This window comes from Labrys sp. LIt4, assembly GCF_017813775.1.
GTDB classification, from domain to species: domain Bacteria; phylum Pseudomonadota; class Alphaproteobacteria; order Rhizobiales; family Labraceae; genus Labrys; species Labrys okinawensis_A.
The window spans coordinates 429,470-441,499 of record NZ_JAGIPY010000002.1; the positions used below are offsets into that span (position 1 = coordinate 429,470).

The 12,030-nt window shown below is 62.9% G+C and carries 7 protein-coding genes; 6 read left to right on the forward strand and 1 reads right to left on the reverse strand.

Annotated features, from left to right (window positions below):
• Nucleotides 1–110 precede the first annotated feature (110 nt).
• A complete protein-coding gene (gene rplK, locus J8I29_RS04890) occupies nt 111–542 on the forward strand; it encodes a 50S ribosomal protein L11 (protein WP_105865683.1) in 432 nt (143 codons plus the stop codon).
• 4 nt (nt 543–546) lie between these two features.
• On the forward strand, nt 547–1,245 hold the full coding sequence (gene rplA, locus J8I29_RS04895; RefSeq protein ID WP_105865690.1) for a 50S ribosomal protein L1: 699 nt from the start codon (nt 547–549) through the stop codon (nt 1,243–1,245).
• Between the two features lie 57 nt (nt 1,246–1,302).
• Here the strand turns inward: rplA and J8I29_RS04900 are convergent, their stop codons facing one another.
• Nucleotides 1,303–1,626 carry a hypothetical protein gene (locus J8I29_RS04900; RefSeq protein WP_209430828.1) on the reverse strand — a complete coding sequence of 108 codons (324 nt, stop codon included), beginning with the start codon at nt 1,624–1,626 and terminating at the stop codon, nt 1,303–1,305.
• 577 nt (nt 1,627–2,203) lie between these two features.
• Here J8I29_RS04900 and rplJ point away from each other — a divergent pair.
• The 4 genes from rplJ to rpoC all read left to right on the forward strand — a co-directional run bounded on the left by rplJ (nt 2,204) and on the right by rpoC (nt 11,935).
• The gene (gene rplJ / locus J8I29_RS04905; protein WP_105865691.1) at nt 2,204–2,722 is read left to right on the forward strand and encodes a 50S ribosomal protein L10; all 519 of its coding nucleotides are present in this window, start codon (nt 2,204–2,206) and stop codon (nt 2,720–2,722) included.
• A 54-nt stretch (nt 2,723–2,776) separates the two neighbouring features.
• Nucleotides 2,777–3,157, forward strand: a complete 381-nt coding sequence (gene rplL / locus J8I29_RS04910; protein ID WP_105865685.1) for a 50S ribosomal protein L7/L12 — start codon at nt 2,777–2,779, stop codon at nt 3,155–3,157.
• 328 nt (nt 3,158–3,485) lie between these two features.
• On the forward strand, nt 3,486–7,607 hold the full coding sequence (gene rpoB, locus J8I29_RS04915) for a DNA-directed RNA polymerase subunit beta (RefSeq protein WP_105865686.1): 4,122 nt from the start codon (nt 3,486–3,488) through the stop codon (nt 7,605–7,607).
• A 134-nt stretch (nt 7,608–7,741) separates the two neighbouring features.
• On the forward strand, nt 7,742–11,935 hold the full coding sequence (gene rpoC, locus J8I29_RS04920; protein ID WP_209430829.1) for a DNA-directed RNA polymerase subunit beta': 4,194 nt from the start codon (nt 7,742–7,744) through the stop codon (nt 11,933–11,935).
• The last annotated feature ends 95 nt before the right edge of the window (nt 11,936–12,030 follow it).

Below are 12,030 nucleotides of genomic sequence, written 5' to 3' on the forward strand. Positions count from 1 at the left end.
CATCGCCGCCTTGCGGAACCGAACCGCGAAACTCCGGCCATCGGTTCGATGGCTTCCGGTCATCGTCTTGGTGGCCACTAACCGCGGGGCAACCCGCATAGGAGCAACAAATGGCGAAGAAAATTACGGGCTACGTCAAGCTTCAGGTTCCGGCCGGCGCCGCGAACCCGTCGCCGCCCATCGGTCCTGCGCTCGGTCAGCGCGGTCTCAACATCATGGAATTCTGCAAGGCCTTCAATGCCAAGACCGCGCAGATGACCAAGGGTATGCCGATCCCGGTCATCATCACGGCCTATCAGGATCGTTCCTTCACCTTCGAACTGAAGCTTCCCCCGGTGTCCTACTGGGTCAAGGAAGCTGCCGGTATCAAGTCGGGTTCGCAGACCCCCGGCAAGGGCGCCAAGGCTGGCAAGATCACGATCGCCCAGATCCGTGAGATCGCCGAGAAAAAGCTGCCCGATCTCAACTGCGATACGGTTGAGGCCGCCATGGCCATGGTGAAGGGTTCCGCCCAGTCGATGGGCCTCGAGATCGTCGGGTGATATGATGGCACATCAAGGAAAGCGTATCCGCGCGGCCAAGGAAGGCATTGACCGCATCAAGCTTTATGGTCTCGACGAGGCCGTGGCCCTGATCAAGGACCGCGCCAAGGCCAAGTTCGACGAGACCGTCGAGATCGCCATGAACCTGGGCGTCGACCCCCGCCATGCCGACCAGATGGTCCGCGGCGTGTGCAACCTGCCCAACGGCTCGGGCCGCACCCTGCGCGTGGCCGTGTTCGCCCGCGGCGCCAAGGCTGACGAAGCCCGCGCTGCCGGCGCTGACGTGGTTGGCGCCGAGGATCTCGTCGAGATCGTCAACGGCGGCAAGATCGAGTTCGATCGCTGCATCGCCACCCCCGACATGATGCCGCTGGTCGGCCGTCTGGGTAAGGTGCTCGGCCCGCGCGGCATGATGCCGAACCCGAAGGTCGGTACGGTGACCATGGACGTCACCGGTGCCGTGCAGGCTTCGAAGGGCGGCGCCGTCGAGTTCCGCGTCGAGAAGGCCGGCATCGTGCACGGCGCCGTCGGCAAGGCTTCGTTCTCGGCCGAAAAGCTCGCCGAGAACATCAAGGCTTTCGCCGATGCCGTGGTCAAGGCCAAGCCGACCGGCGCCAAGGGTACCTATGTCCAGCGCGTCGCCCTGTCCTCGACCATGGGCCCGGGCGTGAAGATCGATCCGGCCAGCGTGCTCAGCGCCTGATCGACCTGACAGGTTGAAGTCAAGAACCCCGCCGAAGCTGCTTCGGCGGGTTTTTTATTATCGCGCTGGTCTGGACGCAGCCTTCTCGCGCCATGAGGCGAGATCCAAGAAGGCCGGATCGTCCCCATCCGAATAAGTCCACCAACCATCCGCCTCTTCGGCCAGGAGACGCAGCAGCTGCGCCTGTCTCTCGGTTATCGTGCCGTGCCCGTATGAGGTGTCCGGCGCGACTTGCCAAAGATCATATTCCAGATCCGACATCCAACCGGCATAGTAGCATTGCTCGCTGATACCCGTCATCAGCGCCAGCAAACCGAGCGCAGCGCCGTTCCGTGGGCTTTCCGTAAAGAGGCAATTGATCGTCGCTTGCGGGATTTCCAACTTGTACCTCCCAACCGCCCTGTTATCCTGGGGCAGGAAGGGGCCGCGATATTGGCCTGTCAATACGCTTCGTTGCGCCTTGAAAAATTGGGACAGTGATCAAATTCCCCCTTGGCAATTCGCCCGGGAGGGACTATATCGCGCTTCTCACTGAACTGATCAAAGGTTCATGACCCTGGGATGTGTAAACAGCCCGGGATTTTTGCTGTCCGAAGCAATTTGGACGGCAGACTGGCCGTAAAGGTTTTCGAACCTCTTCGGCTATGTCCTGTCCGAGACTGCGGGCGCAGGGAAACCTGCTTAATTGCCGGGAGAGGCCCTCAAAAGCGCTCCTTTTGGCCTGCATAGACGGGGAAGACCGGTTTTCGGTGTCCGCCTCGCGGCTGCCTCGTGAATTGGTTCGATCCGACTCACTCGCCCTCACGGCCTGTGTCATTTTGACGCATATGTGATGATGAGGGACAGGCAATCGAGCGTCGCCTTCGCCAAGGTACCGGCTCGCCGGCACCCGGAAGGCGGCAAGTGCAACGGTCGGCTTTCCTATGAATTCTGGAAAGCTGCAACCGGAGAGAGCAACGTGGAAAGAGCGGAAAAGCAGGAGTTCATCGGCTTTCTCCAGGAGGTCTTCACGACCACTGGGGTTGTCGTCGTAGCTCACTATTCCGGCCTGACCGTCGCCCAGATGCAGAACCTGCGCAAGCAGATGAAGCAGGCTGGCGCGACTGTGAAGGTCGCGAAGAACCGCCTCGCCAAGATCGCTCTTGATGGCACGGATGTGGCCTCTATCGCGCCCCTCATGAAGGGCCCGACCCTGATCGCTTATTCGAGCGATCCGGTGGCTGCACCCAAGGTCGCCGTCGACTTCGCCAAGGCCCACGACAAGTTCGTGATCCTGGGCGGCGCGATGGGCAAGACCTCTCTGGACCAGAACGGTGTCAAGGCGCTCGCGACCTTGCCGTCTCTGGACGAACTGCGCGCCAAGCTCGTCGGCCTCATCCAGGCCCCGGCTACCAAGATCGCTCAGGTCGTCAACGCCCCGGCTGCCAAGCTGGCCCGCGTGTTCGGAGCCTATGCCAAGCAAGACGAAGCGGCGTAAGGCCGTTCGCAACCCGATTAAACCGGTACGAACCAAAACCAAGGATTATGGACAATGTCCAAGATTGAAAAGCTTGTTGAAGACCTCTCGAGCCTGACCGTGCTTGAGGCTGCCGACCTCGCCAAGGCCCTGGAAGAGAAGTGGGGCGTTTCGGCTGCTGCGGCCGTCGCCGTTGCTGCTGCTCCGGCTGGTGGCGGCGCTGCTGCTCCGGCTGCTGAAGCCCAGACCGAGTTCACCGTCGTTCTGGCCGCTGCCGGCGACAAGAAGATCGAGGTCATCAAGGAAGTCCGCGCGATCACCGGCCTCGGCCTCAAGGAAGCCAAGGACCTGGTCGAAGCTGCTCCGAAGCCCGTCAAGGAAGCCGTTGCCAAGGAAGAAGCCGACAAGATCAAGGCCGCCCTCGAGAAGGTCGGCGCCAAGGTCGAGCTCAAGTAAGAGAGCTTGCTTCAGGCGTTCTGGCTCCGGGGTTTCCCCCGGGGCCTTTTCGGCGTTTTGGGCTGGACTCCATTTGGACCTGGCTCGGGCGTCGGAACGGCGGACCAGAGAATCTTCGAGGTTTGGGTCTTTGGACTTGGGCCTCCCGGGATTTTCCGGTCTGCCGTGACGAGAACGGAAAAGGCCGGCACGCCGGCCGGAAGTTTCAGCGTCGATCCCGCGTCAAGCGGCACGGCGCCGGGTGGGGAAGGCACATCTTCCCCGCGCAATCAAATGCCTGCAGGAGCGGTGCGATGGCGCCGGGCTTGCTTGAAAGGACGAGGACCACATGGCTCAGACGACCAATGCCCGCAAGCGCGTCCGCCGGTTTTTCGGAAAGATCCGCGAAGTCGCGACGATGCCGAACCTGATCGAGGTTCAGAAGGCTTCCTATGACCAGTTTCTGCAGGTCTTGGAGCCAGAAGGCGGGCGGACGGATGAGGGATTGCAGACCGTCTTCAAGTCGGTCTTCCCGATCTCGGACTTTTCCAACAAGGCGATGCTCGAATTCGTCCGGTACGAATTCGAAGCGCCGAAGTATGACGTCGACGAGTGCCGCCAGCGCGGCATGACCTTTGCCGCTCCGCTCAAGGTGACGCTGCGCCTGATCGTGTTCGATGTCGACGAGGAAACCGGCGCCCGCTCCGTGAAGGACATCAAGGAGCAGGATGTCTATATGGGCGACATGCCGCTCATGACCTCGAACGGCACCTTCATCGTCAACGGCACCGAGCGCGTCATCGTCTCCCAGATGCACCGTTCGCCGGGCGTGTTCTTCGATCACGACAAGGGCAAGACCCATTCGTCGGGCAAGCTCCTGTTTGCGGCCCGCATCATTCCCTATCGCGGTTCCTGGCTCGACATCGAGTTCGACGCCAAGGACATCGTGCATGCGCGCATCGACCGCCGCCGCAAGATTCCGGTTTCTTCGCTGCTCTTTGCCCTCGGCATGGACGGCGAGGACATTCTGCGCACCTTCTACAACTCCATCACCTATGTCCGCGACAAGGACGGCTGGCGCGTTCCCTATGACTGGAACCGTCTGAAGGGCGTCAAACCGACCACCGACCTCATCGATGCCGATACCGGCGAGATCGTGGTCGAGTCCGGCAAGAAGCTGACGGCGCGTTCAGCCCGCGCGCTGGCCGAGAAGGGCCTCAAGGCCCTGCGTGTCACCGACGAGGACCTGATCGGCCGTTATGTCGCCGAAGACATCGTCAATCTGAACACCGGCGAGATCTACCTGGAAGCCGGCGAGGAACTCAGCGAGAAGAATCTCAAGCTGCTCGGCGACGAGGGTTTCGATGAGATTCCGGTGCTCGACATCGATCACGTCACCGTGGGTGCCTATATCCGCAACACGCTGGCGGTCGACAAGAATAACTCGCGCGAAGAGGCTCTGTTCGACATCTACCGCGTGATGCGTCCGGGCGAGCCGCCGACCATCGACTCCGCCGAGGCGATGTTCCAGTCGCTGTTCTTCGATGCCGAGCGCTACGACCTTTCCTCGGTCGGCCGCGTCAAGATGAACATGCGCCTCGACCTCGACGCCGAGGACACCGTGCGCGTTCTGCGCAAGGAGGACATCCTGGCCGTGGTCAGGACGCTGGTGGACCTGCGTGACGGCAAGGGCGAGATCGACGACATCGACCATCTCGGCAACCGCCGCGTGCGCTCGGTCGGCGAACTGATGGAAAATCAGTATCGCGTCGGCCTGCTGCGCATGGAGCGCGCCATCAAGGAGCGCATGTCGTCGGTCGACGTCGACACCGTGATGCCGCAGGATCTGATCAACGCCAAGCCGGCGGCTGCCGCCGTGCGCGAGTTCTTCGGTTCCTCGCAGCTCTCGCAGTTCATGGACCAGACCAACCCGCTGTCGGAAATCACCCACAAGCGCCGCCTGTCGGCGCTCGGCCCGGGTGGTCTGACCCGCGAGCGTGCCGGCTTCGAAGTGCGCGACGTGCATCCCACGCATTATGGCCGCATCTGCCCGATCGAGACGCCGGAAGGCCCGAACATCGGTCTGATCAACTCGCTGGCGACCTTCGCGCGCGTCAACAAGTACGGCTTCATCGAGGCGCCCTACCGTCGCGTCCGCGATAGCAAGGTCACGCCCGAGGTCGTCTATCTGTCGGCGATGGAAGAGGGCAAATACTACGTCGCCCAGGCCAACATTCCGGTCGACCAGGAAGGCCGCCTGACGGAGGACTTCGTAGTCTGCCGTCACGCCGGCGAAAACGTCATGGTCACGCCCGATCGCGTCGACTACATGGACGTGTCGCCCAAGCAGCTCGTCTCCGTCGCCGCGGCTCTCATTCCCTTCATCGAGAATGACGACGCCAACCGCGCGCTGATGGGTGCGAACATGCAGCGTCAGGCCGTGCCGCTGGTGCGCGCCGATGCGCCCTTCGTCGGCACCGGCATGGAGAGCGTGGTGGCCCGTGACTCGGGCGCCGCGATCGCCGCCCGCCGCACCGGCATCGTCGACCAGATCGACGCGACGCGTATCGTTATCCGCGCCACCGCCGATCTCGATCCGACCCAGTCGGGCGTCGACATCTACCGCCTGATGAAGTTCCAGCGCTCCAACCAGTCGACCTGCATCACGCAGAAGCCGCTGGTGCGCGTGGGCGACGTGGTCCGGAAGGGCGACATCATCGCAGACGGTCCTTCGACCGAGCTCGGTGAGTTGGCGCTCGGCCGCAACGTTCTCGTCGCCTTCATGCCCTGGAACGGCTACAACTTCGAGGACTCCATCCTGCTCAGCGAGAACATCGCCAAGGAGGACGTGTTCACCTCGATCCACATCGACGAGTTCGAAGTGATGGCCCGCGACACCAAGCTGGGTCCGGAAGAAATCACGCGCGACATCCCGAACGTCTCGGAAGAAGCGCTGAAGAACCTGGACGAAGCCGGTATCGTCTATATCGGTGCCGAAGTGCAGGCGGGCGACATCCTGGTCGGCAAGATCACGCCGAAGGGCGAGAGCCCGATGACGCCGGAAGAAAAGCTCCTGCGCGCCATCTTCGGCGAGAAGGCTTCCGACGTGCGCGACACTTCGCTGCGCGTGCCCCCGGGCGTCACCGGCACCATCGTCGAAGTGCGCGTGTTCAACCGCCACGGCGTCGACAAGGACGAGCGCGCCCAAGCGATCGAGCGCGAGGAGATCGAGCGCCTCGCCAAGGACCGCGACGACGAGCAGGCGATCCTCGACCGCAACGTCTATCAGCGTCTCGTCGAGATGCTGGAAGGCAAGGCGGCGATCGGCGGGCCGAAGGGCTTCAAGAAGGAGACGGTGCTCACTGCCGACGTGATGCAGGAGTATCCGCGCTCGCAGTGGTGGAACTTCGCCGTGGCCGACGACGCTCTGATGGGCGAAGTCGAGGCCATGCGCAAGCAGTACGACGAATCCAAGAAGCGTCTCGAACAGCGCTTCCTGGACAAGGTCGAGAAGCTGCAGCGCGGCGACGAACTGCCGCCCGGCGTGATGAAGATGGTCAAGGTCTTCGTCGCCGTGAAGCGCAAGATCCAGCCGGGCGACAAGATGGCCGGCCGTCACGGCAACAAGGGCGTGGTTTCGCGCATCATGCCGATCGAAGACATGCCCTTCCTCGAGGATGGCACTCCGGTCGACATCGTGCTCAACCCGCTCGGCGTGCCGAGCCGCATGAATGTCGGTCAGATTCTCGAAACCCATCTGGGTTGGGCGGCTGCCGGGCTCGGCAAGCTCGTCGGCCAGGCCATCGATGCCTACAAGAAGGGCAAGGGAGCCAGCCAGCTCAAGAATACGCTCGAGCGCATCTACGGCAACAACGAGGAAATCGAGTCCATGGATGAGCGTGAGCTCGTCGACATGTCCTCGACGCTTCGCCGCGGCGTGCCGATCGCGACCCCGGTCTTCGACGGTGCCAAGGAAAGCGACATCGTCGACTTCCTCAAGATGGCTGGCCATGACGCTTCGGGCCAGGTGCAGCTCTATGACGGGCGCACGGGCAACCCCTTCGACCGCAAGGTGACAGTCGGCTACATCTATATGCTGAAGCTGCACCATCTGGTCGACGACAAGATCCACGCCCGTTCGATCGGTCCGTACTCGCTGGTCACGCAGCAGCCGCTGGGTGGCAAGGCGCAGTTCGGCGGCCAGCGCTTCGGCGAAATGGAGGTGTGGGCCCTCGAAGCCTATGGCGCCGCCTACACGCTGCAGGAGATGCTCACCGTCAAGTCGGACGACGTGGCCGGCCGTACCAAGGTCTACGAGGCCATCGTGCGCGGCGACGACACCTTCGAGGCGGGCATTCCGGAATCGTTCAACGTTCTGGTCAAGGAAATGCGGTCGCTGGGGCTCAACGTCGAGCTCACCGGCCTGCGCAACGCCGATCAGATGCTGCCGCCGGCCGAGGCTGCCGAGTGACACTGCCCGGGAGGCGGGTCTATGGGCCCGCCGCGACCGTGCCGCGAATGAGGCGGGTCTGAAGACCCGCCCCCCATTTTTATCCGCGCGGGCAGGGGCGTTGGCCCCGCCTTAGCGCAAACCTGGAGACGGCCATGAACCAAGAGGTCATGAATCTCTTCAATCCCGTAGCGCAGCCGCAGACCTTTGATCAGATCAAGATCTCGATTGCTTCGCCGGAAAAGATTCTTTCCTGGTCCTACGGCGAGATCAAGAAGCCGGAAACCATCAATTACCGCACGTTCAAGCCCGAGCGTGACGGCTTGTTCTGCGCGCGCATCTTCGGACCGATCAAGGACTACGAATGCTTGTGCGGCAAGTACAAGCGCATGAAGTACAAGGGCGTCATCTGCGAGAAGTGCGGCGTGGAAGTCACGCTCTCGCGCGTCCGCCGCGAGCGCATGGGCCATATCGAGCTCGCCGCGCCCGTCGCCCATATCTGGTTCCTGAAGTCGCTGCCGAGCCGCATCGGCCTGCTGATGGATATGACGCTCAAGGATCTCGAGCGCATCCTGTACTTCGAATATTACGTGGTGATCGAGCCCGGCCTCACCCCGCTGAAGGAGCGTCAGCTCCTCTCCGAGGACGAGTATGCGCGCGCCCAGGACGAATATGGCGAGGACTCGTTCACCGCCATGATTGGCGCCGAGGCCATCCGCGAGATGCTGCGCGCCATGGATCTGGAGAAGATCGCGGCGGACCTGCGCGTCGAGATCGCCGAGTCCACCTCGGAGCTCAAGCCCAAGAAGCTCGCCAAGCGCCTGAAGATCATCGAGGCCTTCATCCAGTCCGGCAACAAGCCCGAATGGATGATCCTGACCGCCGTTCCGGTGATCCCGCCGGATCTGCGTCCGCTCGTGCCGCTCGACGGCGGCCGCTTCGCGACCTCGGATCTCAACGATCTCTACCGCCGCGTCATCAACCGCAACAACCGCCTGAAGCGGCTGATCGAGCTGCGTGCGCCTGACATCATCATCCGCAACGAAAAGCGCATGCTGCAGGAAGCTGTGGATGCGCTGTTCGACAACGGCCGCCGCGGCCGCGTCATCACGGGCGCCAACAAGCGTCCGCTGAAGTCGCTGTCCGACATGCTGAAGGGCAAGCAGGGCCGCTTCCGGCAGAACCTGCTCGGCAAGCGCGTCGACTATTCCGGCCGTTCGGTGATCGTCGTCGGTCCCGAGCTGAAGCTGCATCAGTGCGGCCTGCCCAAGAAGATGGCGCTGGAGCTGTTCAAGCCCTTCATTTATTCGCGCCTCGACGCCAAGGGCCTGTCGGCCACCGTCAAGCAGGCCAAGAAGCTGGTCGAGAAGGAAAAGCCGGAAGTCTGGGATATCCTCGACGAGGTCATCCGCGAGCATCCGGTGCTGCTCAACCGCGCTCCGACGTTGCACCGCCTCGGCATCCAGGCCTTCGAGCCGGTGCTGATCGAAGGCAAGGCCATCCAGCTGCATCCGCTGGTCTGCACCGCCTTCAACGCGGACTTCGACGGTGACCAGATGGCCGTGCACGTCCCGCTGTCGCTCGAGGCGCAGCTGGAAGCGCGCGTCCTGATGATGTCGACCAACAACATCCTGCATCCGGCCAATGGTCAGCCGATCATCGTGCCGTCGCAGGACGTCGTGCTCGGTCTCTATTACGTGACGCTGATGTCGGACGGCGAGCCCGGGCAGGGCATGGTGTTCGGCAATATCGGCGAGCTCGACCATGCGCTCGACAACAAGGTCGTCACGCTGCACTCCAAGATCAAGTGGCGCTGGAAGGGCGTCGATGCCGAGGGCAACGAGGTCACCAAGATCTACGACACCACGCCCGGCCGCGTGAAGCTGGCCGAGCTGCTGCCGAAGAATCCGAAGATTCCCTTCGACGCCGCCAACAATCTGATGACGAAGAAGGCGATCTCCGCCCTCATCGACGTCGTCTATCGTAATGTGGGTCAGAAGGAAGCGGTCATCTTCTGCGACCGCATCATGACGCTCGGCTTCTCCAACGCCTTCAAGGCCGGCATCTCCTTCGGCAAGGACGACATCGTCGTGCCGGAGAACAAGTGGAAGATCGTCGCCGAGACCGATGCTCTCGCGAAGGACTACGAGCAGCAGTACAATGACGGCCTGATCACGCAGGGCGAAAAGTACAACAAGGTCGTCGACGCCTGGGCCAAGTGCGCCGATCGTCTCGCCAAGGAGATGATGGATCGCATTTCGGCGGTGAAGAAGGATGAGAGCGGCCGCGACAAGCCGATCAACTCCATCTATATGATGGCGCACTCCTCGGCTCGTGGTTCGCCGGCCCAGATGCGTCAGCTCGGTGCCATGCGCGGCCTGATGGCCAAGCCGTCGGGTGAGATCATCGAGACGCCGATCATCTCGAACTTCAAGGAAGGCCTGACCGTGCTCGAGTACTTCAACTCGACCCACGGTGCCCGTAAGGGTCTGGCGGACACCGCCTTGAAGACGGCGAACTCGGGCTACCTGACCCGTCGTCTCGTCGACGTGGCCCAGGACTCGATCATCACCGAGATCGATTGCGGCTCGGAAGGCGGTATCGGCGTGCGCGCGATCGTCGATGCGGGCCAGGTCGTGGCGTCGCTCGGCGTTCGCGTCCTCGGCCGTACCGCGGCCGAGAACATCACCGATCCCTCCACCGGCACCATCATCGTGCAGAAGGGAGAGATGATCGACGAGAAGGCGGTCGACCTGATCAGCGCCTCGGGCCTGCAGGAGATCAAGATCCGTTCGGTGCTCACCTGCGAGACCAAGAACGGCGTCTGCGCCACCTGCTATGGTCGCGACCTGGCACGCGGCACGCGCGTCAACATGGGCGAGGCTGTCGGCGTCATCGCGGCGCAGTCGATCGGTGAACCGGGCACGCAGCTCACGATGCGTACCTTCCACATCGGCGGCGCGGCGCAGATCAACGAGCAGTCGAACATCGAGTCGACCTTCGAGGGTACGGTCAAGATCCGTAACCGCAACGTCGTGCGCAATTCGGAAGGCGAGCTGATCGCCATGGCCCGCAACTTGGCAGTCGTGGTCCTCGACCATGACGGCACGGAGCGCTCGGTCAACCGCGTCCCCTATGGTGCCCGCATCAAGGTGGACGACGGCGACAAGATCAAGCGCGGCCAGCGCATTGCCGAGTGGGATCCCTATACCCGCCCGGTGATCACCGAACTCGACGGCGTGATCGGCTACGAGGATCTGGTCGACGGCATCTCGGTCAACGAGAGCGCCGACGAGTCGACGGGCATCACCAAGCGCGTCGTCTCCGACTGGCGGACGTCGAGCCGGTCGGCGGATCTGCGTCCGGCCCTGGTGATCAAGGGTGCCGACGGCAAGATCGCCAAGCTGTCGCGCGGCGGTGACGCCCGCTACTTCCTGGCGGCGGAATCCGTCATCTCGGTCGATCCGGGCTCGAAGGTGAACGCAGGCGACGTCATCGCCCGCGTGCCGCTGGAAAGCGCCAAGACCCGCGACATCACGGGCGGTCTGCCGCGCGTGGCGGAGCTGTTCGAGGCGCGTCGTCCGAAGGATGCGGCCATCATCGCCGAGATCACCGGTACGATCCAGTTCGGCCGCGACTACAAGAACAAGCGTCGTCTCGTGATCCAGCCGCATGAGGCTGATCAGGAGCCGGTCGAATATCTGATCCCGAAGGGCAAGCACATCCATCTCCAGGACGGCGACGTCGTCGAGAAGGGTGACTTCATCGTCGACGGCAACCCGGCTCCGCATGACATTCTGGCGGTCAAGGGCGTCGAGGAACTGGCGGCCTACCTGGTTAACGAAATCCAGGAAGTCTACCGTCTGCAGGGCGTGCAGATTAACGACAAGCACATCGAAGTGATCGTCCGGCAGATGCTGCAAAAGATCGAGATCACCGACGCCGGTGAGACCGAGTTCCTGCCCAGCGAGCAAGTCGATCGCATCGAGTTCGACGCAGCCAACCTCAAGGCTGTCGAAGAAGGGCGCAAGCCTGCGGCCGGCCACCCGGTGCTGCTCGGCATCACCAAGGCCTCGCTGCAGACGCGTTCGTTCATCTCGGCCGCCTCGTTCCAGGAGACCACCCGCGTGCTTACCGAAGCTGCCGTCAACGGCAAGTCGGATACGCTGGAGGGCCTCAAGGAGAACGTCATCGTCGGCCGTCTCATCCCGGCCGGCACCGGCGCCCAGATCGCGCGGGTCCGCGAGATCGCCAAGCGCCGCGACGACCTCATCCTGCAGCAGAAGCAGGCTGAGGCCGGCACACCGGCCGGCGATGCCGAAGTCGTGGCTCTGCCGGCGGCGGAATAAGAAAATTCAACCGAGCGGTTGAATGGAAGGGCGGCTCGCGAGGGCCGCCCTTTTGTCTGTGATGGGGTCATGTTCAAGTCGCGGGGGAGGGCTCC

Excerpts from the sequence above, each read along its gene's own strand:
- rplA (WP_105865690.1), top strand. The coding sequence starts at position 547 with ATGGCACATCAAGGAAAGCGTATCCGCGCGGCCAAGGAAGGCATTGAC.
- rpoB (WP_105865686.1), top strand. The coding sequence starts at position 3,486 with ATGGCTCAGACGACCAATGCCCGCAAGCGCGTCCGCCGGTTTTTCGGA.
- rpoC (WP_209430829.1), top strand. The coding sequence starts at position 7,742 with ATGAACCAAGAGGTCATGAATCTCTTCAATCCCGTAGCGCAGCCGCAG.
- rplK (WP_105865683.1), top strand. The coding sequence starts at position 111 with ATGGCGAAGAAAATTACGGGCTACGTCAAGCTTCAGGTTCCGGCCGGC.
- rplL (WP_105865685.1), top strand. The coding sequence starts at position 2,777 with ATGTCCAAGATTGAAAAGCTTGTTGAAGACCTCTCGAGCCTGACCGTG.